Raw genomic sequence first — 24,761 nt, 5'->3', positions numbered from 1 at the left:
TAGGAAATAACATTGGTTGTCATACGTTAACAAATGCTATGATCCATCATGTTCAATTTGCTTTAACTAAGCTTTTTTAACCGCGTTTGACCATTCATGCCAGTGATTGTCTTCGTCAACACTTGCTAAGCGGACCCAACCATTCATGACTTTTTGCTTAAATGTTTCATCATTTTCTAATAACCGACTAATAAAGGCTTGTGGTGCTTGGATTACAACAACTAATCTAATCGGTGAATGATACATCTTATTATCTGCTGACATCACGGATTGCCATGGTAAACCGGTCAATAAATCACTTGCATTGCCTTGCATCACGCCGATGCCTGCAGTCACTGATTGTGTTGTTTTACTACCACTTCCGTAATAGTGCGGCGCAACCGTAGATGCGTAATATTGTAAGTTAATCCATTGCGCTACAAGTGCTGGACCCGCAATAATATTTTCTAAAATAGTGCCATTTTCATCATTTTTCCAATTATAATTATGCAAAAATGCTCTTCCTGCTAAATCACTCTGTTTAGTTAATTCACGCTGACCAATGATAAACGCTGCATTTTTAGCTAGACCCCATTCTGGTCTGATTTCACTCCAATCATTCGTTAATCGATACACTTCATGATTCGGATTGCGATCAGTTAAATTATTATTCGGCAATTGAGAGAGGCGTTTTTTATTTGCTTGATAACTAATTTTAGGCATTGCCGCTTCAATATTTTCATATGCATTACGTGCCGCTTCTGTAAGTTCAGGTACGTAAATCCATGTCAATGTATCAATAGAAGTTTGATGTTCTGCAGCAGCGAAGATTGTCGTCTCAGGAATAGCTACACCTTCTTGCAACAAACCTTGTCTCACTTCTGGCAAATTACATAACTGCGCCAATACTTTTGCATTAAAACCACTCGCCGCACCACCACATGCACCACAATCTAATGACGCTGCATAGGGATTATTGGCACTCTGACTTCCATGTCCACACATGACAACTAACGGTGCGAAATCGTCTGTTAAGTCCATCAACTTGAGCGCTTGTAGAGCGTAGTTCACTTTTTCTTCATCTGTAAAACCAACCGGCAAATCATCTTCCAAATGTATGTGGCGATGATTGTGCTGATGTTGTGGTTCATAATTTAAAGTCAATGCAGTATCATTGGGTTTCTTTAACCAACTTGTATAAAATTTTCGAATAACACTGCCAACACTTTTCGGTATAAAACTACGTGTAAACATTTGTAGCGATAACCACGGACCACTTAATTCTGGTAATAGTAAGCTAGGCAAGACATTTTGTTTCATTTTTTTAAATGTATACGTCACTGATTCTAATGCATGTTTACGTTGTTGGAATGCATTAGGCTCGTGCTCATGAGTATATTCTTTAATTTTATGCTGTGGCTGGTTCATTACAGGTAATGATGGATGACTATACTTTTTACCCAGTTCCGCTTTTTCGATTGGTAAACCGAAAAATCCAGCTATACCAATAGTTTCAAATGGACCATTAGCTTCAATGTGCTTCCTAAACGGTTCAGAACGCACATCAATACAAAATGCCATTTGTACTAATGTTTGTGATTGTTGTTCAGCCTCAACGCTTGATTTCGGTCCGATCATTGCTTTCAATTGTTGATTATAAGTCGCTTCCCAAGCGTCTAACCATAATTTTCTACAAAATTGTTCATTGAATCGATACGCAAATTGAATATGTGCTTGTTGTGCTTCGATAGATAGAGCTTTCCAAGATTGCATTGAAAAATTGCCCCACTGGATCCATGATGCAATCAGCTCTTCTTTATTCATATCATTTAAATCTTCAGGCTGTGATACAGGCAAATATGGCTCAACAATTGCCCATTCCATAGCAATACGGATAGCAAGATAAGAAAAAAGTAAGTCATGCACTTTGTGATTATGTTCATCTTGCCATAGCATCATGCCAGCCCAACCAGGTAAAGATAGTAAGTGATTTTCTAAATATGTTTGCGCGTCTGCCTCTGAGATATTTAAATAGCTTAATGCTTGTTGCATTAAATCCTCTGCCTCATTAGGTAATGATTTTAAACGTGCGCGTTGATCTTTGGTTAACGCAGGATCATACGCTACTAATCTACGCCAAGCATAGAATAATCCCTTGTCACGATTTGGCATTGTCCATCCAGATTGTGCATCATCAATATATAATTTACACCACTTAATCGTATGGTAATCCACCGTATCAATCAGTCGTTCATTTTTTTCATCTAAAATGTATGTACTCTTTAACGGTACAGTATTTTCAGATTCAAATTTTACCTGTTCATTTAAATCACTAGCTAACGCTTCTAACTGCGATTTAATATCCGTAGGTGTTTCCAACGTCTCCAATTTCAATGCGTTACGGCCATATTGTGCTGCATTTTCTCTTGGAATCTTTAATGCGGTATCATTTAACCATTGTTGAAAAAATTGTTCTACATACGCATCATCAATTTCGCCTTTTTGATTGGCTTCCAAAATGGTCATTCGTGCAGGATACATATCTACTTTGCGCGTTTCTTTTAGCCAATGGGCAATTTCATCAAATGATTTATGTTCTAGCCTTGCCCACGGACTTCTAGCAGCGAACACTGAAATAGGTGACAATGGTACGATTACGTTACTCGCACGTGTAACTTTATCATGTATATCATCAATATATGTCGACGCTTGCGTTGATTCTATCTTTGATACGCCCATTTTAATGCCCTCCTTTAGATAAATATGATTTCAAATAGTTAGGGTGTCGTTCTACCGATTCAAGTTTCGCATCACCTAATCGTACAATCCACATGTATAATATCGAGAATGCTTTAGACGAACGATTACGTGCTACCCAAGTACTCATCAAACTACCAAATAGCAATAATACTGCAACTATCACTACTGCAAACATTGGTGGTTGTGCGCTATGGAATGTGATTGTATGTAAAGCGCCACTGAAAAAGTGATGTACAATATAATAGACTGCACCAACCACAATGAGTACAAACAAGCCCATCATACGACCAAATCGACCTTCTCCAAACGCAACAAGTTGTGTCCATGATACTGATAACGACCATGCTAAAATCAAACCACTTACTAGTCGATAACCCTGTTCTGGCGCTGATAACCAAAAGCCTAACCCGATTGCGATTGCAAGACCTCGACCAATTAGAATCCATAGATAAGACATGCGTTCATTAACTCGGCTTGGAACGTTAAAATGATGCACGGCTGAACCAGAACGTAAGAATAACGTCGCTTTAAACAAACCGTGCAATATTAAGTGAATGATTGCAGGAATGTAGGCACCTAATGCACACTGAATTAACATAAAGCCCATTTGACCAATCGTTGATCCAACAAGTAATCGTTTATAATCAACATGCACTAAACTAATACCCGCACCAATTAAAACAGATACACTTGCAAACACAAGTAAGACCATCGTTGCGATGTCACCATTAAATAATGGTGAAAAACGTGTCAGCATAATACCACCCGCATTAACAATCCCCGCATGCATGATTGCTGATACTGGTGTAGGTGCTGCTACAGATTCAATCAACCATCTTTGGAATGGCCACTGTGCAGCTGGTACCATAACCGCTAATATAATTAATATATTGATTCCAAATTTTGACCAAGCATTGATCTGCGCTAAATTACTCTCTGTAAATATAGCAGTGTAATGCCATTCTCCTGTTACTAAGCCGATCCAAACAACAGCGATTGCTAAAGCTATCCAACCTAAGAAGAACAACTTACCTGTCACAATTGCTGCGGCTCTTGTAACTCTCCAAGCACTCGTCAAACTAATTAAAAGTGTTAGCCCTATTAAAGTACAACCCCAGCTTATAACCATTATGCGGATGTCACCAGTTAACCATGCCATTGCCGCAAAACTTGTCGTCAATGTAAATAACATGAAATATTTTCGATAGCTTCTATCTCCAGCTAAATATCGTATACAATAGCGTTGAATAATTAATCCGATAAATAAAACAAAAAACGCCATTAACCACGCTAAAATATCTAAATACCATAAACCAGCTTCAACCTGATTTGAAGCAAATAGGAGTCCGATAAATGCTAGCAACGGTGGTAAAGCAACGATACAAATATGTATGCGCACATAAGCAACTGGAATACGTTTATTTAAAAATATAATTCCGCTCAGTGCAGCAATAATAATAGTGATGAAAAAGATAGTTAACAGTATAGATGCATTAAACGATGTAAGCATTTCAGATTCTCCTTTGTAAGATATAATATAGTGCAGACTACTTAATTACATGATAGGTTGCGTAGTACACCACAAAAAAGCCGACAATATATAATAAACCCTGAACGATTCATTACCATTGTCGGCTTCATAACAACGCACTTCTTTTAAATCTAAAGTGATTTGTTTTGCTACCTAATATATAATTCCATTTTTTAATTTCAACTATAAAAGTTTTACTTCACGCAATATGTCGTATGATTTGAACTTTTAACTCTTATTCGTCCACCTTTTCAATTTGCCAATATTTCTATTAACATCTTGCTAAAGCCGTAATATCAATTAAAGCGCGTCCTTCAACGACTATATTTATTTTTATTTAATATTACTAATATATAATCATTATTCGTCATTGTCAAGAATAGCTATATTCATTCATACTGATAATAAGTGGAAAATACATAAAATAATAGAAACAAATAACTTTTTTTAATATAATCAATATATATTTATCCGATTATTATTATCGACTATTCTTGTATTACGAATGATAACTTTACCTATGACGCATTTGGAGGTGTAAACATGGAGCATGCTCAAGATAAAATCACTATGCGTGTGATTTTACTTGCAGGGAAAATATTATTATCTTCAGGCGCGGAGATTTCTCGTATAGAAGATACAATGAAACGAATCGCACAATGTATGGGCTACCATAATAGTCAGGGTTATGTGATTAATATTTTCATCAATTTTTCCCTAAGTGAAAATCATGATACACGCATTATCAGGATCAACAAAAATACCACAAACTTGTTAAAAATATTTCAAGTCAATTCTATTTCACGTCAGTTAGCCAGTAATCAAATTTCAATTACCCAGGCCTTCGATCGCCTAAATCATATTGAACAAGCGACACTTAGTATTAAATTGTGGAAGAAGTGTTTAGCTGCAGGTGTGATATCACTCAGTTTTTTATATTTACAGGGCGGGAATTTTCAAAATATTGTGATTACATTTATTGCTGGGTTACTTGGTTTTCTAATCGTTGAATGTATGCAAAGTAAATCTACGACCATGTTCATACCAGAATTCGTTGCATCTTTCGTTATTGGCGTCATTGTCCTACTAGGTAGTCAAATATTCAACATTCATCAAACGATAGGACCATCCTTGATTGCTTCTATTATGCCGATTGTGCCAGGTGTCTTAATTACCACAGCCATTCAAGACTTATTTAGCAGACACATGTTAATATTTACAGCCAAATTTTTAGAAGCGCTCGTTATCGCATTCGCTATAGGATCTGGCATTTCTATTGCTTATTTACTATTTTAGGAGGCGTATATCATGACCTTAATCTATGCATTCTTATTTAGCTTTACTGCCTCTTACTTTTTTGCAGTAATATACGATGCACCTAAAAAATTATTCTTTGCTGCTGGATTAGCAGGTGCATCAGGATATCTTATTAGTTTTATATTAAATGACCTATTACAAATTGATAGTATCTATTCTAGTTTGCTTGGCAGTTTAACTTTAGGTGTGATGAGTCATATCATGAGTCGAATCCTTAAATCTCCTGTGGTCATTTTTATGATTCCCGGTATCATCCCTTTAGTTCCTGGTAGTTTAGCCTATAAAGCGATGCAACAATTGGTAACATTAAACTTTACTGAAGCTAACAATACGTTTATTAGAACTATCCTTATCGCAGGGTCCATCGCCTTAGGCTTACTGCTGTCTGATCAATTATCAAAAACATTGAATATTAAAAAATACTGGAAAGTAAAACGTAATCGTTTATAATACGTGAAAAATCCCCTTGCTATTTGAAATAGCAAGGGGCAAAACGTATGACGGTATAATTGATAATGTTGCATTGTAATTTTTCTATATTTAGTTAAAAATTCAAGTTATACTATTCGTTCTGACTATCATATGTCTTTTTAAATCCTGATTATCCTAAACCTGGCTATCAATGCAGATCGCAATATAGTTTAAAATAATATGAGCGTAAGGTATAAACCGACAAGTGTTACAAATAATACTGGAACCGTAATTATAATACCTGTTTTAAAATACGTTCCCCATGAAATTTTGACCCCTTTTTGAGTCAATACATGCAACCAAAGCAATGTTGCCAACGAACCGATTGGTGTGATTTTAGGACCTAAATCTGACCCAATCACATTGGCGTAGATCATACCTTCTTTAATTATCCCTGTTACATTGGACTGGCCAATCGCAATAGCATCAATAAGTACGGTCGGTAAATTATTCATGACTGATGATAGAACTGCGGCTATAAAGCCCATGCCTAGAACGCTACTAAACAGGCCATAGTTTGAAATATTAGATAAAGTATCAGCTAAAATGGTTGTAATACCCACATTCTTCAATCCAAATACTACTAAATACATACCAATAGAAAATAACACGATATTCCATGGTGCGCCTTTAATAACTTGCTTCGTATGTACAGCATGTGATTTGCGAGCCAACAATACGGCGTATAAACAAAAAGATATTTTATTCCATTTAATTACAAACAATATAAAAATTACGCATTAGGATTTGCTTACCTAATACGTAAAATTATTTTGATCTAGAAGACTTCCAAGTATCTTTTATATTACGACATGATGTTTTTAAAGAGTTTAATGAGCCCGACTACAATATTTAAAAATATATCCATTATAATAGAAAATATGCTCTCTTTACTTTCTTTATCGCATTTACGCTTTTTCTTGTTGTTGAACATCATAAAAACCTCTTTCAGTAATTGAATTTTGTGATACTAACGTTTCATGCTTCGTATCACTTTCAATGCTTACGTGAAACAAACGACATCATAAAATGCTATTCAACTGCTTTAGGGTTTACACCATATTTATTTGTTTCTTTTTGACCGCTTGTACAACAAACTGCTAATGAAATAATTAAAATCACAATGTACACGACTCCAAAAATAACAGCAATAACTGTTAATGCAGAATTATCGAGTGTTGGAATATCTGAATTTATAAATTCACTAAAATCATTAATAACCGCAATTAGAAAAATGATAATGGGTATTAGCATCGTCATACCAACATCGTGAAACCTTCTAACTGTAACAGTGAACATAGCGACTAGGATTAATATATACACAATCCAACCAACAGTATCTTCTATTATTGCTGGAATTGGTAATAAGAAAAAAATGATTTCAAGCATTATATTAATTAGGATATTCATTAAAAAAGGATACCAAAATTCCTTACGCCTCGCTCTACCTTTGATATTAAGTGCATTGATCCAAAATAATTTGTAATAATGTATCATCCCATTGCTCCCTTAATTATGATTTGAATAAATAAACTGACTACTTGCTTCACTTAAACCATAACATGATAACACAATAAAAAACATAATTAATCTCATGTTTTTATTAATTAATTTATTATAATTACATATGACAAGCCGCTTTTACTATAGTCCTATATTTTCTTTTTCATCTTTATTATTATATATTAATTATTCAAAAATACTTATTCTAGTATTTTAAAATATTGTGACACATGTTATGCTTTTGAAAACGCTATAAATAGGAGGCACTATACATATGGAATCATCTAATTTACCTTTAGCGCAACATTTTTCTAGTTTACGTGAAAAACCAACATGGGGTTTAAAACTTATTATTGCAATCGTTATCATCGCATTATCAGCTACGATTGTTGCATTAACTACGGACTTCAAACAAAATTTTGAAGATGCTGGATTAAGTGGACAACAGCTTGACCAATCACTTGAATTCGCAAAAATTATCGGTGTTGTTAGTGGTGTGATTGGCTCTATCCTTACGATTGGTGTTACTTTTGTAATCATTTTAATTATCTCTAAAATCATGAAATCAGATGCTAGTGCTAAATCTATTTTTTCTGCAACTTTAAGTTATACGATTATTACCAGTACCATCGCACTCATTGTTGTCCTTATCCAATGGATTGCAGGACTATCAGTCACAGATTATTCGATTACAAGTCTTAATATCTTTGATAAGGGGAATCCTATACTTCGTGTGTTTGACTTACAAACGCTTATTAGTGCTTATGTTTTAGGAATCTTGTTTTTTGCAACAAGTCGTTTCTCTAAGAAATCGGCCATTATTTGGTCTATTGCTTACCTTGTCGTAGTTGTTGGTTTCGGATTAATAGGTGCTGCCTTTCAATAATTTTTAATCAGAAAAACAATAATCCCCTCACTACCATTGTAGTGAAGGAATTTTTTAGTATCATAGATTATTTATTTTGTTCTGCTTCTCTTAATTCAATACGTCTAATTTTACCTGAGTTTGTCTTAGGTAAGTCTTCAACAAATTCGATAGCACGTGGATATTTATAAGGTGCTACATCTTGTTTCACATAATTTTGTAATGTCTTAACCGTTTCATCCGTTGCTGGCACATCATCTTGTAAAATCACGAATGCTTTGACGATATTACCTCTGATTTCATGTGGACTCGCAACGACTGCGCATTCTTTCACATATTCGTGTTTTGTCAGAGAATCTTCCACTTCGAATGGCCCAATCGTATAACCAGAACTGATGATAATATCATCTTTACGTCCCTCAAACCAGAAGTAACCATCTGCATCTAATTTAGCTAAGTCACCTGTAATATAATATTCACCTTTTCTAGGTTCCGCTGTACGTTCCGGATCTTTATAGTAACCTTTGAACAGTGCAGGTAAGTCTAACGGCACTGCAATATTACCTACTTCACCTACTTCGGCAAGTTCACCTTCATCATTGATTACTGTAACATGACTGCCAGGAATTGCTTTGCCCATAGAACCAGGACGACTTTCTGTATCTTTTAAGAACCCAATTAATAATGTACTTTCTGTTTGTCCATAACCATCTCTCACTGTAAGGTTGAAATGATTTTGGAATTTTTCAACGACTTCTCTATTAAGTGGTTCTCCTGCTGACACTGCGCTATGCAAATGTTCTAAATTATAATCAGTCAGATTAGGTAACTTCGCCATCAAGCGATATTCTGTTGGTGTACAGCAAAGTACATTAATTTGATAATTTTGCAGTAATTCTAAATATTTTTCTGCATTAAACTTGCCGTTATAAACAAAAGCCGTTGCACCTGAACCCATAATAGATAAGAAAGGACTCCATACCCATTTTTGCCAGCCTGGTGCAGCAGTTGCCCAAACCACATCATCTTCTTTAATACTTAACCAATGTTTCGGCGCCATTTGCATATGTGCATAGCCCCAACCGTGTGAATGAACAACCGCTTTAGGATTACCTGTAGTTCCAGAAGTATATGACAGTAACGCGATATCATCTCTAGACGTCTCAACAGTGTTTAATTGATCTGAAACTGCTGTCTTTTCATCTTCAACAGCATACCAATCCGCTTCTTGACCACCGACAATAAATTTCGTAAGCGATGCGTATTCTTTTACCGCTTTAAATTCATCTATACTATCTGAAGTTACGACGATGGCCTTCACTTCGCCATGCGTAATTCTATATTGTAAGTCTTTAGTACGTAACATTTCTGAACTAGGAATAATAACGAGGCCTAATTTCAATGCTGCGAGATAAATTTCATATGTTTCAATGCAACGCGGCATCATCACTAAGACTTTGTCGCCTTTTTGTAGTCCATGTTTTAAAAACATATTTCCGACTTTATTAGCGTGCTTAATTAATTGTTTATATGTGATTTCTTTTGTTTCGCCACTCGCGTCTTCAAAAATCACTGCTTTCTTCATTGCATCAGTCGCAAATTTTTCAATTTCGCTGACAATATTATATTGCTCAGGGGCGATTAAATCTTTTTTATCCATTGTCTATTAACTCTCCCTCAGTTCTATATCTATATTGATTAAAAACTCCTAATATTTCATTTAAATATTCTAGTCCATTGTCATCATAATTTTATTATCTTTGCATGTAAAAAAATATGATTACGGCTACTCAGTAATGAATACTTTCCTATTATAATACAACTACAACGCATTTTGAAAATATTCTGAATTTTAAAAGTAATGTCATGCCTGATGTGCCAACTAAAATCTCTGAATGATAACTTTGACATTTGCCTCACATCTCATGTAGTATTTTTAACATACAGTTGTAAAATGTTATTGTGCATTTTCTAATCATTATTCACACAAATATCAATCATTACTTACCTAAAGAACTATCTTTTAAACCGCCTTTTTAAAAACTATTTCATTGCTGTCTCGTTCTGTTTGACTACAAATTTAATTTTTCCAGTTTAACTTTTAGATTTAAATTATGTATAGTGCTATAATATAAAACTGTGTAATTTTTATGAAAGAAGTGAGTTAATTGAGTGCAAACGATACTTTCCATGTCGAAAAAAGAATCCCCTTATTTATCGTACTACTATCAGGGGCCTTTATTACTATTTTAAACCAAACCTTACTTGGTACGGCTTTACCGCCAATTATGAAAGATCTTCAAGTATCTGAAAGTACCGTACAATGGTTACAATCCATATTTATGTTAGTAAACGGAATAATGATTCCTATTACAGCATTTTTAATTGAACGTTATACATCGAGGCAGTTATTCTTAACTGCAATGAGTATTTTTGCTTTAGGTACATTGCTTTGTGCAGTGGGCGTAGATTTTTCAATGCTTCTGATTGGTCGTGTCCTACAAGCAGCAGGTGCTGGTATTATGATGCCACTTATGCAAACAATCTTATTCCTAACTTTCCCTAAAGAAAAACGTGGGACTGCTATGGGTCTCTTCGGACTCGTCATCGCATTTGCGCCAGCAATTGGACCAACATTATCAGGTGTTTTAGTTGAACACCTTACTTGGAGAAGTGTCTTCTACGTTGTGTTCCCTATCGCAATAATTATAATTATTGCTTCATTATTCCTATTGAAGAACGTTACCGAAACATCACATCCAAAACTGGATATCACATCTGTAATTCTATCTACATTAGGTTTCGGTGGACTCCTTTACAGCTTTAGTTCAGTCGGCGAAGCTGGATGGGGCAGTGTTCAATTCATTGCACCACTCATCATTGGCATTGTTTCATTAGTTGTTTTCATTCGTCGTCAATTGAAACTAAAAGAACCTATGCTTGAGTTTAGAGTCTTTAGTTATAATATTTACACTTTAGGTACAGCATTAAGTATGTTTGTCTTTGGTGTATTAATCGCATCTAACATTATCTTGCCGTTATATATGCAGAATATGTTACAGTTCTCTGCTTTAGAGTCTGGTCTCGTATTATTGCCTGGCGCTATTATTATGGGTATCATGAACCCAATTACAGGTTATTTATTCGATAAGTTCGGAGGTAAATGGCTTGCACGTATTGGACTACTCATTTTAGTTCTATCCACATTACCATTTACAGTATTAACGGCGCACACGTCGTTTACTTATCTTGCTACATCGAATGCCGTTCGTATGGTGTCGCTCGCTATGGTAATGATGCCGATGACAACTTTAGCAATCAATCAATTGCCAAATCACCTTATCGCACATGGTACTGCAATGAACAATACATTTAGACAAATGGCTGGGGCAATTGGTACAGCATTATTTATTACATTAATGTCTGTTTCATCAAACCCTAGTGATGGTATTGAAGGTATCATCCATGGTGTTAACGTTACATTTATGGTTGCAGCAGCAATTTCATTTGTAGCATTGATATTATCAGCCAAATTATCCGATGATAGCAAACCTTCACGCAGAACAATGTAGTCTATGTGTTCAATTAAAGGTTAATAAAAAATTAAAAAAAGCACTTACGATGCATTCATTCATGCATTTCGTAAGTGCTTTTTTATTTATCACAATTCTTAATCACTGCTTATTTATTAAAATCAATCAGTAGCTGTCAGTCTATTAATTGCTATTTCCCCAAGCGATTTGGCTGCTACAATTAATGCATCCTCATTCACTTTAAATTTCGGATGATGATTCATATATGGTGACGTCACCTGTTCTGGTTTACAACCAACTATATAGAAGGTACCCGGAATCTCTTTTAAATAATATGCAAAGTCCTCTGATCCCGATACAGCAGGAATTTCTACAAGCTGTTCAAAATAATCACCTTTACTTGCAGATAATATATCAACAACATGATTGGTTTGTGTTGGATGATTATAAAGTACAGGATATCCAAATTGGTAATCCAAATCATATGTGATATCAAATCCGATAGCGACACTTTGAGCAACTTTCTCAATTTCTTCATACATAAATTGTTCTAAATCATCATTTAGATAACGTGCAGTCCCTTTAATTGTAACTTTATCTTGAATGACGTTCGCACCACCTGGCGCTTCAAAAGCTCCTACCGTTATGACTCCCATTTCTGATGGATCTATACGTCTTGATACGATTGTTTGTAGCGTATTTACAAAGTTTGTCCCCGCAACTAATGCATCATGTGTCTTGTGAGGGCTAGCAGCATGACCACCCAATCCTTTGATTGTTAGTGTGAAAGTGGAACTACCCGCAAATGCATTGCCTTTATTGAAACCAATCACTTCTGGTCCTGCCACGGGCACAACATGAATACCATAAATTTCATCCACATCATTGAGTGCACCAGATGCCATGATTTGTTGCGCCCCTCCTGGAGGCATTTCCTCTGCATGTTGGTGAATGATTTTGATTGTGCCTGAAAGTTGGTCTTTGATGTCAATCAGCGCATCCGCTAATCCTAATAAATAGGCAGTATGTGCGTCATGTCCACATGCGTGCATCACGCCTTGGTTTAACGATTTGAATGGGACGTCCGCTTCTTCTTCAATTGGTAACGCATCAAAATCAGCACGCAACCCAATTGTCTTACCCAGATATTGGCCTGTTATCTCAACAATAATTGCATTACTACCCTCAACGGGTTGTGTTATTGTGACATCTTTATTTTTGTAAAAATCTTGAATATAAGCAGCGGTTTCCGTTTCTTGAAAAGATAATTCTGGATGTTGATGTAAATAACGACGATGCTGCACCATTTCCTCTTTTTTTGCTTCTAATTTTTCAAATAAACTTTCTTTTACATTCATAAACATTCACTTCTCTCAATTAAATTTAAAACATATCACTCTACAACAATTTTAAATTTAATAGTAAATTAATTCAAATATAAATTGAAATTTTAAAAACTTTACATTTTTTATGAATATTTTTCAAAATGAATTATCAATGCATCTTAGCATTACGCTATATTCAATTCTGTTGATTTTTCATTTTTATAAACCATATACATCATTGCACTCGCAATCAATACCATCGCGAAACCAAAATAAGGCGTCATAGTAATTGAAAAATGATTAAGTACGTAACCACCAATGACAGAACCCAAAGTAATACCTATATTAAATGATGCAATATTTAAACTAGACGCAAAATTCGTAGTCGCTTTATTTTTACGTTCTGCAAAAAGTACAACGATTAACTGCAGACCTGGTACATTCATAAAAGCAAACAGTCCCATAATTAAAATAGCGATTGTACCTAAAATTTGATGTGATACCGTCACACCAACAATTAACAATACAATGGCTTGAATTAAAAATATACCGATTAACACTTGCATTGGACGGTTATTCGTTAATTTACCACCAAGCGTATTACCAATGGCTACCATCACACCATAAATCACTAACAATATAACAACTGCATCATCACTATAATGTAAAGTATCAGTCAGTAGTGTTGTTAAGTAAGTGTACACAACAAAAGTGCCACCATAACCAAGTGCAGTGATTAAATATACCATCATCAATGATTTATTTTTAAAAACGGTTAACTGTTCTAACATAGATGCTTGTTCGTATTCATTTAAATCGTTCGGTACAGATATGATATTAATTACTAAACTTAAAAAGCCAATAATCGCAATTGTTATAAATGAAGCTTCCCAACCAAATTGTTGACCTATCCAAGTTCCAAGTGGCACACCTGTGATTGTCGCAACCGTTAAACCTGTAAACATCATGGCAATGGCACTTGAACGTTTATCAGGTGACACTAGATCACTAGCAATGGCTGTAGCGATAGACATAAAGACACCATGCATTAATGCCGAAAGGACACGCATAGCCAGTAACATACTGAATGTCGTTGAAAATGCTGCTAATGTATTAGCGATAATAAAAATCAGCATGATCCCTATAAGCAAATGCTTACGTTTTATTTTATTTGTTAGTGGCGTTAACAACGGCGCACCAATCGTTACACCAACGGCATAAAGTGAAACCGTTAATCCCGCTAGTGAAATGGTCGTATTAAATGAATCTTTGATTAATGGTAATAAACCTACACTTATAAATTCAGTCATGCCTATAGCAAATGCAGACATGGCTAATGCCAAGATGGCAAATTTATTTTTTCTCATAATTTTTTCGCTCCTTATTTTTTGTTGATTGTGTTACTATAATCCACACATATAAAAATAGGAAGTACGCACTTTAAAGTACTATAGGTACTTTTTAGTGTCTATAAAGGAGTTAATGAAATGAGTAAAACATATAATATTGGTGTCGAAGCGACCATAGATGTTATTGGAGGCAAATGGAAACCGGTCATGCTCTGCCATTTACAAAATAATGGCCGCATGCGTACGTCTGCATTAAAACGTGCCATACCAACAATCACTCAAAAGATGCTCACACAACAATTACGAGAACTAGAAAAAGATGGCATTATTAATCGCATCGTTTACGATCAAGTGCCTCCAAAAGTTGAATACGAACTTTCAGAATACGGTCAAACACTGGGTAAAATTCTTTCATCACTTTGCTATTGGGGAGAATTTCATGTAGAAAAAATGTATAAGCAAGGCGAATCCGTTACTTTAAATCAACAAGACTTTGTAGATATTCCTCGTCCTAGCTAATGATTTATTAAGCTATGGTAAAAATCGAAAACTTTTATTAATTATTTAAATTACATTATTATCCGTCTAATTTTTAGTTATTAAAAGCTATAAAAATACTCCCGTTCAAGTTGTCATTTTTAAATGTTTACTTTAAATGGGAGCATTGCTTTTATTTAGTATAACTTTATTCTTTTCTGTGTTTCTTTTATTTAACGCTTTCTATATAATCATGAAGACAGTGCATTTTCAATTTAATACACAAAGGAGTTATCCATATGAGTACCTTGTCTTTCATATTAACTTTATTCGTTGCTATAGAATTTTTATACATTCTCGTTTTGCAAACCTTTTTAACAACTTCGAAAAAAACGAGTCAACTTTTCAAAATCGAACAGCAAGTGCTTCAACAAGACAAATTAAAAACGCTTATGAAAAACCAAGGTGTTTATAATGGTCTTTTAGGAATATTATTGTTATATGGTTTGTTTTTTTCTGACCACCCTAGAGAGCTTATTATTAGCATATTGATTTATATGATCCTTGTAGCATTATATGGTGCAATCACAAGTCAAAAAACCATCCTGCTTAAGCAAGGCGGTCTCCCTATACTAGCACTTATCTCGTTTATTTTTTAAATTTATTTCTTATACCGTAGCTATTAGCTAGTTGTCTTGAGTCATATCTAATCTATAGACAAATAATGTTCCAACAAATAAGCCCAGCAACGATTGCGTGTTGTTGGGCTTGTTTCATGATACTTATTTAATTTTTGCTGGATCCACACCCGTGGTTCTTTCTCTTAAGTCATATTCAATCTCTTCTAAACTACGACCTCGTGTTTCTGGTAAGTATTTAATTACAAAATACATTGCCAAGATGCCGATAAATGCAAATATTAAGAATACCCATTCTGTACTTAGGGCACTATTCAATACTGGGAATAATTGCGCCACAATCAGCGTTCCAAAATTCAATACGAGTGTTGCTAAACCAGTAGCAGCACCACGTGCACGCATTGGGAACATTTCTGGTAACATAACCCAAAGAATAGGTCCCCATGTTAAGCCAAAGAACACAATAAATAGTGATAAACATACGATAATAATAACGGCCGAAGATTCAATACCTATCGTCCAAATCAGGATAGCCATTACAAGGAGTGACACGACCATACCGATGTTCCCTGTGATAAGTAGCTTTTTACGATCAATTTTATCTGCAATAAATACTGCGACAATCGTCACAAGTACATTAATCGTACCTATACCCACAGTACCTAGAATAGATGTCGCTTCACCTAGACCCGCTTTACTAAAAATAGTTGGCGCATAAAATATAATCGCATTAATGCCGATGATTTGTTGGAACAGTGCAAATACACAACCAATCACTAACGTAGGTCTTAACCAAGGTGATTTTAAGATAGACCACGTTGATTCTGAAATGGCTGCAATTTCTTTCATTTCTTTAATTTCTGTATTTATTTCTTTGTCGTCATTAAACGTAATTTTCATAACGTCTCGCGCAGCTTTTTCACTTTTATGCTCTAGCAACCATCTAGGACTCTCAGGCATAAATGCAATACCAATTAATAGAATAACGGATGGTACGACAGCTAATCCGAGCATCCAACGCCATCCTTCCATATCTGCAAAAGCATAATTCACTAAATATGCTGCTAAAATACCTATTGTAATCATTAATTGGTTCAATGACCCTAGCGAGCCACGATAAGCCGTAGGTGCCATTTCGGATAAGTAAACCGGAACAGTTGCCATGGAGCCACCGACTGCTAAACCTATAATCAATCTACCGACTACAAGCATCGGCATATTTTGTGCAACGGCCAATATTAATGAACCGACAATATAAACAATGGCTATAATTAATACTAAACGTCTTCTACCAATCCTATCAGACAGCGGTCCACTCCCACCTGAACCAATAATAGCACCAACAAGCATGGATGCTACAACCAAGCCTTCTGTAAAACTATTCAATGGAATATCATCATTGATAAAAAGCAATGCCCCTGAAATAACCCCATTGTCATAACCATATAACAAACCACCAAGTGCCCCTAATATGAAAATCAAACTCTTATTTACATTCAAATTTAACATCCCCTTTAAGATTAATTACAGTATATCCCTATTATGTAAGCGTTTCAAATATTAAATTAATTTCTCTTAAAATTTTTTGAAATAAATATATTTTAAATCTACGTTATATTATTATTTGATAAGTAATTTTACTGTTTAAGTTATATAAATTAACTTTTCTAACACGCTTAAACTCTACAACTTTATTCATACCATTTAAAAAACCCTTGAAATTGAAGTTTGAAGTTCAACTTTAAGGGTTCAATAGATATTATCTTAGCAGTTTTGCTTTATTTTTATTTTGCTGTATAGCTTTTACTTGAAATTTTACCAGCATCCACAATAACATCTTTGTCTTGGAAAGGTTCGTTTTTGAGACTAGAATTTTATGCCCTACTTACTTCTTTTATTTTCATTCAAATATTTGCTTGCATGATGAGTCGAAAATGGTCATAATATATTCAAATAAATATTTGAATGAAGATGGGATGATAATATGAAAAAGAAAGATACTTGTGAAATTTTTTGTTATGACGAAGAAAAGGTTAATCGAATACAAGGGGATTTACAAACAGTTGATATTTCTGGTGTTAGCCAAATGTTAAAGGCTATTGCCGATGAAAATAGAGCAAAAATTACTTACGCTCTGTGTCAGGATGAAGAGTTGTGTGTTTGTGATATAGCAAATATCTTAGGTGTTACGATAGCAAATGCATCTCATCATTTACGTACGCTTTATAAGCAAGGGGTGGTCAACTTTAGAAAAGAAGGAAAACTAGCTTTCTATTCTTTAGATGATGAACATATCAGGCAGATAATGATGATCGCCCTAGCACATAAGAAAGAAGTGAAGGTCAATATCTGAACAAAAGGTTAAACTAATGGAAGAAGAAATGAACGTCTATCGGGTCCAAGGATTTTCATGTGCAAATTGTGCAGGAAAGTTTGAGAAAAATGTTAAAAAGATTCCAGGCGTTCAGGACGCAAAAGTAAATTTTGGAGCTTCAAAAATTGATGTCTTCGGCAGTGCAACTGTTGAAGAACTAGAAAAGGCTGGTGCTTTTGAAAATCTTAAAGTGGCACCAGAGAAACCTAAAAGACGGGTAGAACCTGTGGTAATTAAAGATAAAAACGTTTACCGTGTGGAAGGATTTTCCTGCGCAAATTGTGCGGGGAAGTTTGAAAAAAATGTAAAACAAATAGCTGGAGTTGAGGATGCAAAAGTAAACTTTGGCGCTTCTAAAATTGATGTATATGGAAATGCATCGGTTGAAGAACTTGAAAAAGCAGGTGCTTTTGAGAATCTAAAAGTATCTCCTGAAAAACTAGCGAATCAAACGATACAAAGGGTTAAAGATGACACTAAGGCTCATAAAGAAGAGAAAACACCATTTTATAAAAAACATAGTACATTGCTGTTTGCCACACTACTAATTGCTTTTGGTTACCTTTCTCACTTTGTAAATGGAGAAGATAACCTCGTAACTTCCATGTTATTTGTAGGTTCTATTGTAATTGGCGGATATTCATTATTTAAAGTCGGTTTTCAAAATTTGATACGCTTTGATTTCGACATGAAAACCCTGATGACCGTTGCCGTTATTGGAGCTACCATTATTGGTGAATGGGCAGAGGCATCTATTGTTGTTATTCTCTTTGCAATCAGTGAAGCACTTGAACGCTTCTCTATGGACAGAGCAAGACAATCCATACGTTCATTGATGGATATCGCCCCAAAAGAAGCACTAGTTAGACGAAATGGTCAGGAAATAATAATCCATGTGGACGATATCGCTGTGGGTGATATCATGATTGTCAAACCAGGGGAGAAAATTGCCATGGATGGAATCATTGTGAATGGCTTGTCGGCTGTCAATCAGGCAGCTATAACAGGAGAATCTGTTCCCGTCTCCAAAGCGGTAGATGACGAAGTATTTGCAGGTACGCTTAACGAAGAGGGACTAATTGAAGTAAAAATCACCAAATACGTAGAAGATACAACCATTGCCAAGATTATTCATCTTGTTGAAGAAGCACAAGGGGAGCGTGCTCCAGCCCAAGCATTCGTTGATAAATTTGCGAAATACTACACTCCGATCATTATGGTTATTGCAGCCTTGGTTGCAGTCGTTCCACCCCTATTCTTTGGTGGCAGTTGGGATACATGGGTTTATCAAGGATTAGCAGTTCTTGTAGTTGGATGTCCTTGTGCATTAGTTATTTCTACTCCAATCTCGATTGTCTCGGCAATTGGAAATGCAGCGAAAAAAGGTGTGTTGGTTAAAGGTGGTGTCTATCTCGAGAAATTAGGAGCCATTAAGACAGTCGCATTTGATAAAACAGGAACACTGACAAAAGGTGTACCAGTGGTAACAGATTTTGAAGTATTAAATGACCAAGTGGAAGAAAAAGAGCTATTCTCTACCATTACAGCTTTAGAATATCGTTCACAACATCCACTTGCTTCAGCAATAATGAAAAAGGCAGAGCAAGATAATATCCCTTATTCTAATGTACAAGTGGAAGAATTCACTTCGATTACTGGGCGAGGTATAAAAGGGATTGTAAACGGAACTACTTACTATATTGGAAGCCCAAAACTTTTCAAGGAATTAAATGTTTCCGATTTTAGCCTTGGGTTTGAAAACAATGTGAAAATCCTACAAAACCAAGGAAAAACAGCCATGATTATTGGAACGGAAAAAACAATTCTCGGCGTAATTGCCGTTGCAGATGAGGTTCGTGAAACAAGTAAAAATGTGATTCAAAAACTTCATCAGTTAGGTATCAAGCAAACAATTATGCTGACAGGTGATAATCAAGGTACTGCAAATGCAATCGGTACACATGTAGGCGTTTCTGATATTCAGTCTGAATTGATGCCACAGGATAAATTAGATTATATTAAAAAAATGCAATCGGAGTATGATAATGTAGCTATGATTGGCGATGGCGTTAATGATGCTCCAGCACTTGCTGCATCTACTGTTGGAATTGCAATGGGCGGTGCTGGAACGGATACTGCAATTGAAACAGCTGATATTGCATTAATGGGAGATGATTTAAGTAAGCTTCCATTTGCAGTAAGACTCAGTCGAAAAACTTTAAATATCATTAAAGCTAACATCACTTTTGCTATCGGAATTAAAATAATTGCCTTACTATTAGTTATCCCGGGATGGTTAACCCTTTGGATAGCGATTCTTTCCGATATGGGAGCTACTATTTTGGTAGCATTAAATAGTTTACGACTGATGAGAGTGAAGGATAAATAGGTAGAAAACAGAATAGTAAGGTCACGCTGTGCGCAATTCAAGGGGGGCTTTTCAATTTGAAGAAAAGTCCTACCCCTAAAATATAAAATATTGGAGATGGAAAAATGATCGCAACGATACTTACAGCAGCTGCGGTATATGTAGCAACAGGAATTGATTATCTCGTTATATTAATTCTTTTGTTTTCGCAAGTAAAAAAAGGTCAGGTGAAACATATTTGGATAGGACAATATATAGGGACTGCAATTGTTATAGGAGCAAGTCTTTTAGTTGCACAGGGGGTTGTAAATTTAATTCCTCAGCAATGGGTTATCGGACTACTTGGGCTTTTACCACTTTACTTAGGTGTGAAAATGTGGATTAAAGGAGAAGAGGATGAAGATGAAAGTAGTATTTTATCTTTATTCTCCTCTGGAAAATTTAATCAGTTATTTTTGACGATGACTTTCATCGTATTAGCTTCCAGTGCGGATGACTTTTCGATTTATATACCGTACTTCACGACCTTAAATATGTCTGAAATCTTTATTGCTGTTATTGTCTTTATGATTACGGTTGCTGTTTTATGTTATGTCAGCTATCGCTTAGCTTCCTTAGATTTTGTATCAGAAAAAATTGAGAAATATGAACGTTGGATTGTACCTATTGTATTCATTGGGTTAGGGATTTATATATTGTTTGAAAATGGTACATTTAACACTTTATTCTCATTTCTTTAACAATCGGAACGCTTTCTCTAATAAGAATCAGCGCTCGTTTGACATATAAGACCGCCTTTTGGGAGTCACGATAGAAGTCCAATTTCTTAATTTTAGAACTGAGAAATTGGACTTCTATATACCTCCTGACTCTAACCTTATTAACTTGTAATGCAAAATAACGATTAAAATAGGTGCAAAATAACTCCTAAAGTGACAAGCTAAGCATATCAATACATATATAATGTCTATTTAGGGTCTACCCTAATCGAACCATTATCGATGCTAGCAAAACAGTATTTCTGTCACTTTACTTGATATATGAGAATGACTTCACCTAATAAATGAGAAAAGCAACGCACTATATTAAAATGCGTTGCTTTTTCTATTATCGAATACCTACAACTAAACTGTCTCTAGCTGTTTCTACGACTTCTGTACTTATTTTATCTAAACCATTTATATCCATAATTCTATCTATCTGCGCAAATAAACGATGAATCAGCCTAAAATTCCCTTTTGTAATTTTAATAATCGTTGTTATTGCCTCATAATCAGTAAAATCTTCGAGTTTTAAATCAAATCCTAAATCTTGCCACTTATATTCTAATATATGATGCGTTTCATCTTTGCTTAGATTATCAAATTCATGCGCAAAACCTATGCGCGAATATAATTGAGGATAACGAGATAATTTCTTCTCAATACCTGGCATACCAATAAATATCATTGCTAAATTATGTTCATCATAAATAGCTCTTAATTGCTCTAAATGTTGCACTTTAAGACGATCAATCTCATCTACTATAATTAAATCAATATATTTAAACATATCACTATAATGTTTACTATGTTCATGTCCATACTTATTTACAGCATGTAATTTTTGCCCCAAATCAATGCTTGCAGTAATACTATATAAATCATTTCTTAATTTAGTTTGTTTTTCTGCTGGTGCAGTATAAAATATTTTATCCACCGATAGTATATCATCGGTCGTCTTACTAGCTAAATCTTCCCAACCTCTATGGTTAACTTGTTTTTCAATAGTATCCCAATTTGTGTAATATCTAGACGATAAAGTTTTTCCGACACCAGGTTGACCATAACATATACCAATATACTGATATTTAATACAAGCATCACAAAATTCAGCAAAGCGTTTATACTCTTTCGTTTCAATGAAATTTTGATTTTTAGTCATTACGATACCTCTTTAATTTTTTGACGTTTTTAGTCGTTTCTTGAGGTGAATAACCATAATTCTTTTCTTCCTTTATTAAATCAGTGGTACTTGGGCTAACAATGTTTTGTTTTAAGTGTTTTCTTCTCTGACTACGTGCGTGTTGTATATCTTTTATATCAATTGAATAATCAGCTAAATCAGGAGATATAGCTGTACAAAGAAACTCATCTCTATAAAAAACGCGTATTTCAGCCATATCATTAGGATTGTAACGAATCAGTACATACTCACCTACATAAGCAGCTAGATTCGTATTACTGTATCTAAAGCCTTGAAAATGAATGCCATCTGAATGAATTTTCCTGGATTTAGGTATTTCTAATAATAATAAATCAAGTTGTTCTAAACTGCTTGGCATATTAGGGAAAAAATGATTACTGTTCCAACGATTGATAGGAGTACTCTGGATAGCACTGTGTTCTTTTTGATTATAATTTTCAATTAAAAAGTATCGTAATTTTTCTTCGAAATTTTGAAAATCAATTAAATCACTAAGTGTATCGTTATTATTTATATATCCAGGAAGTTGTTCTAAGAAAGTTTGATTAACTGTCTGAAAGAATCGTTCTATTTTTCCACGACCACGAGGAACACCAACTTTCGAAAACATCAAGTTAATTTTCAAATCAATAGCGACTTGTTCCATGTGATGCGAAGTAAAGTCACTTCCATGATCTGTGTAGAATTTTTCGGGTATACCACATACTGGCCAATTGGTATTATTCTTATTCCATATTGCTTGGTGTAGTGTTAATGCTGTGTTTTGAGCATTGGGGGCATCAAAACTTAAGAAATAGCCTGCAATTGCACGACTATAGTCATCCATAATAATAGTTAGCCATGGTCTATTGATATTACCTTTTTGGTCTAATATAAAGATATCTAGCAAAGTATGGTCGGCTTGCCATATTTCATTGGGTCTTGAGGATTCTCTAATTTGTATTAAATCGTACTTATTTTGATAGTATTTTTCACCCTGATGAGAGAAATCAATAACAGACTTAGGCATCGCTTTAATAACACTATAAATTTGTTTATAACTTGGTATATCAAAATTATTTTCTTTACAGTAATTAGTGATTTTCCTATGAATTGTGGCTATACTATTTCTTTTATTCATAAGCGCAAGGCGTTCAATTTCATCAATTATCTTTGGTTCTATTTTACGTGTTCCTTTATCAGCTCTTGTCGCATAGATTAGTCCTTTAAGTCCTTGTTCTTTATATGACTTATTCCATCTATAAAGGGTGCTTAACGCAATCCCTTTACTTTTAGAAATACTTGATAAAGATTGTTCGCCTAGGATAAAAGGTTTTATAATATTGTACTTTTGAGTAGCTTTTTTACGTTTGGCTTCAGAAAAATTAGTTAGATACTTATCCTTGTTTTTCATCTTCCTTGTCCTCCAATTTATTGAGGTAACGATAAATTGTTGTACGTGAAACATGCCACTGTTCTGCAATTGTCTTAATTGGCGTGCCATTATCATAAAGTGTCTTAAGTAAGTTTAAATCTTTTTGATTTAATTTTTCTGGTCTGCCTCCATATCGGCCTCTAGCACGTGCTGCAATTCGGCCAGCTGAAGAACGCTCTAAAATTAAATTACGTTCAAATTCTGCAAATGCTGCGAATAAATGAAATAATAATTGTCCAGTTGAACTTGATTTATCCATTGTTATATTTTCTTCTAAACTATGGAAACTTACACCTCGTTCGTTAAGCTCATTAACTAATGTGATTAAATCCTCCATATTACGTCCCAATCTATCTAATCTCCAAACAACAATCGTATCTCCTGACCTCGCAAATTCAATTGCTTTATCTAAACCAGGTCTTTTACTTTTTGAACCACTCATATGGTCATTAAATATCTTTTCACAACCATATGTATTTAATCGATCCTCCTGTAAATTTAAATTTTGTAATCCAGTTGAAACTCTTGCATAACCTATTTTCAAAATACAAACCTCCTATATACACCTTTAGTGTACCATAACTTAATTACAAGGTCTTTTATGAACATAGATTTTTTGTTGGGTTTTTGAACACATAATCCTATGTAATTCTTACTTATTTAGACATAAAAGAAGAGTGTACAGAAAATGGTTATTTTCTGTACACTCTTAAATTATTTTAATGATTCTGGAAAATCTTGATAGCCTTCTCTAATATTTACGACATTTTCAAATCCTTTGTTTTCTAAGATACCCACGGCGATTGAACTTCTAACACCTGACTGACAATGTACGTATATTTTATCCTCTTTATTAAATGGAATATTTTCATTTAATAATTTACCATGCGGA

20 protein-coding genes and 1 pseudogene are annotated in these 24,761 nt (G+C 34.6%); 9 read left to right on the top strand and 12 right to left on the bottom strand.

Features of this window, described 5'->3' with window-relative positions:
* Positions 1–66 precede the first annotated feature (66 nt).
* Positions 67–2,718: a DUF2309 domain-containing protein gene (locus KA893_RS12160; RefSeq protein WP_129303675.1), complete on the bottom strand. Its 2,652-nt coding sequence runs from the start codon at positions 2,716–2,718 to the stop codon at positions 67–69.
* Position 2,719: 1 nt separating this feature from the next.
* On the bottom strand, positions 2,720–4,249 hold the full coding sequence (locus KA893_RS12155; protein ID WP_041080743.1) for an NADH dehydrogenase subunit 5: 1,530 nt from the start codon (positions 4,247–4,249) through the stop codon (positions 2,720–2,722).
* 564 nt (positions 4,250–4,813) lie between these two features.
* On the opposite strand from KA893_RS12155, the gene KA893_RS12150 reads away from it, so the two are divergent.
* The gene (locus KA893_RS12150; RefSeq protein ID WP_002484316.1) at positions 4,814–5,566 is read left to right on the top strand and encodes a threonine/serine exporter family protein; all 753 of its coding nucleotides are present in this window, start codon (positions 4,814–4,816) and stop codon (positions 5,564–5,566) included.
* Between the two features lie 12 nt (positions 5,567–5,578).
* On the top strand, positions 5,579–6,037 hold the full coding sequence (locus KA893_RS12145) for a threonine/serine exporter family protein (RefSeq protein ID WP_002484317.1): 459 nt from the start codon (positions 5,579–5,581) through the stop codon (positions 6,035–6,037).
* Positions 6,038–6,228: 191 nt separating this feature from the next.
* On the opposite strand, the pseudogene KA893_RS12140 reads toward KA893_RS12145, so the two are convergent.
* Both KA893_RS12140 and KA893_RS12135 read right to left on the bottom strand, forming a co-directional pair.
* Positions 6,229–6,795: pseudogene (locus KA893_RS12140) on the bottom strand (ArsB/NhaD family transporter); the annotation flags it as partial.
* Positions 6,796–7,090: 295 nt separating this feature from the next.
* The gene (locus tag KA893_RS12135) at positions 7,091–7,555 is read right to left on the bottom strand and encodes a DUF805 domain-containing protein (RefSeq protein ID WP_037539158.1); all 465 of its coding nucleotides are present in this window, start codon (positions 7,553–7,555) and stop codon (positions 7,091–7,093) included.
* 280 nt (positions 7,556–7,835) lie between these two features.
* Here KA893_RS12135 and KA893_RS12130 point away from each other — a divergent pair, with 280 nt between their 5' ends.
* The gene (locus tag KA893_RS12130; RefSeq protein ID WP_069822152.1) at positions 7,836–8,447 is read left to right on the top strand and encodes a YIP1 family protein; all 612 of its coding nucleotides are present in this window, start codon (positions 7,836–7,838) and stop codon (positions 8,445–8,447) included.
* A gap of 67 nt (positions 8,448–8,514) precedes the next feature.
* Here KA893_RS12130 and mbcS read toward each other — a convergent pair whose 3' ends face one another.
* Positions 8,515–10,086, bottom strand: a complete 1,572-nt coding sequence (gene mbcS, locus KA893_RS12125; RefSeq protein WP_041080740.1) for an acyl-CoA synthetase MbcS — start codon at positions 10,084–10,086, stop codon at positions 8,515–8,517.
* Between the two features lie 508 nt (positions 10,087–10,594).
* Between mbcS and KA893_RS12120 the strand changes: the two genes are divergently transcribed.
* Positions 10,595–11,998 (top strand): MDR family MFS transporter, encoded by a 1,404-nt coding sequence (locus KA893_RS12120; protein ID WP_037539159.1) that lies wholly within the window; start codon positions 10,595–10,597, stop codon positions 11,996–11,998.
* 122 nt (positions 11,999–12,120) lie between these two features.
* Here the strand turns inward: KA893_RS12120 and KA893_RS12115 are convergent, their stop codons facing one another.
* Positions 12,121–13,317, bottom strand: coding sequence for an amidohydrolase (locus tag KA893_RS12115; protein WP_041080739.1), 1,197 nt, complete (start codon positions 13,315–13,317; stop codon positions 12,121–12,123).
* 152 nt (positions 13,318–13,469) lie between these two features.
* Complete coding sequence (locus tag KA893_RS12110) at positions 13,470–14,651, bottom strand: MFS transporter (RefSeq protein ID WP_002484324.1); 1,182 nt, start codon at positions 14,649–14,651, stop codon at positions 13,470–13,472.
* Between the two features lie 120 nt (positions 14,652–14,771).
* Here KA893_RS12110 and KA893_RS12105 point away from each other — a divergent pair, with 120 nt between their 5' ends.
* Positions 14,772–15,152 carry a winged helix-turn-helix transcriptional regulator gene (locus tag KA893_RS12105; RefSeq protein ID WP_002484325.1) on the top strand — a complete coding sequence of 127 codons (381 nt, stop codon included), beginning with the start codon at positions 14,772–14,774 and terminating at the stop codon, positions 15,150–15,152.
* Positions 15,153–15,409: 257 nt separating this feature from the next.
* The gene (locus tag KA893_RS12100) at positions 15,410–15,769 is read left to right on the top strand and encodes a DUF1304 domain-containing protein (RefSeq protein WP_037539160.1); all 360 of its coding nucleotides are present in this window, start codon (positions 15,410–15,412) and stop codon (positions 15,767–15,769) included.
* Between the two features lie 123 nt (positions 15,770–15,892).
* On the opposite strand, the gene glcP is transcribed toward KA893_RS12100, so the two are convergent.
* Positions 15,893–17,248, bottom strand: coding sequence for a glucose transporter GlcP (gene glcP, locus KA893_RS12095; protein WP_037539161.1), 1,356 nt, complete (start codon positions 17,246–17,248; stop codon positions 15,893–15,895).
* A 484-nt stretch (positions 17,249–17,732) separates the two neighbouring features.
* Between glcP and cadC the strand changes: the two genes are divergently transcribed.
* From cadC to KA893_RS12080, 3 genes are all read left to right on the top strand, one after another.
* On the top strand, positions 17,733–18,101 hold the full coding sequence (cadC, locus tag KA893_RS12090) for a Cd(II)/Pb(II)/Zn(II)-sensing metalloregulatory transcriptional repressor CadC (RefSeq protein ID WP_210125853.1): 369 nt from the start codon (positions 17,733–17,735) through the stop codon (positions 18,099–18,101).
* 16 nt (positions 18,102–18,117) lie between these two features.
* Positions 18,118–20,511 carry a heavy metal translocating P-type ATPase gene (locus tag KA893_RS12085; RefSeq protein WP_210125851.1) on the top strand — a complete coding sequence of 798 codons (2,394 nt, stop codon included), beginning with the start codon at positions 18,118–18,120 and terminating at the stop codon, positions 20,509–20,511.
* Positions 20,512–20,615: 104 nt separating this feature from the next.
* Positions 20,616–21,230, top strand: a complete 615-nt coding sequence (locus KA893_RS12080) for a CadD family cadmium resistance transporter (RefSeq protein ID WP_210125849.1) — start codon at positions 20,616–20,618, stop codon at positions 21,228–21,230.
* 367 nt (positions 21,231–21,597) lie between these two features.
* Here KA893_RS12080 and KA893_RS12075 read toward each other — a convergent pair whose 3' ends face one another.
* The 4 genes from KA893_RS12075 to KA893_RS12060 all read right to left on the bottom strand — a co-directional run.
* The gene (locus KA893_RS12075; protein WP_210125847.1) at positions 21,598–22,413 is read right to left on the bottom strand and encodes an AAA family ATPase; all 816 of its coding nucleotides are present in this window, start codon (positions 22,411–22,413) and stop codon (positions 21,598–21,600) included.
* Positions 22,406–23,848, bottom strand: a complete 1,443-nt coding sequence (locus tag KA893_RS12070; protein WP_210125845.1) for a Mu transposase C-terminal domain-containing protein — start codon at positions 23,846–23,848, stop codon at positions 22,406–22,408. Before KA893_RS12070 ends, KA893_RS12075 begins: the two co-directional genes overlap by 8 nt.
* Entirely contained in the window at positions 23,832–24,413 is a 582-nt protein-coding gene (locus tag KA893_RS12065; RefSeq protein ID WP_002510815.1) for a recombinase family protein, read from the bottom strand. Before KA893_RS12065 ends, KA893_RS12070 begins: the two co-directional genes overlap by 17 nt.
* A gap of 170 nt (positions 24,414–24,583) precedes the next feature.
* The coding region (locus tag KA893_RS12060; protein ID WP_210125855.1) for a rhodanese-like domain-containing protein at positions 24,584–24,761 on the bottom strand (178 nt) is incomplete at its 5' end.

The sequence above is a fragment of the Staphylococcus sp. GDY8P126P genome, from assembly GCF_017891965.1.
GTDB classification, from domain to species: Bacteria; Bacillota; Bacilli; order Staphylococcales; family Staphylococcaceae; genus Staphylococcus; species Staphylococcus saprophyticus.
The sequence above is the reverse complement of the archived record's forward strand: the minus strand, read 5'-3'. Positions and strand labels throughout refer to the sequence as shown.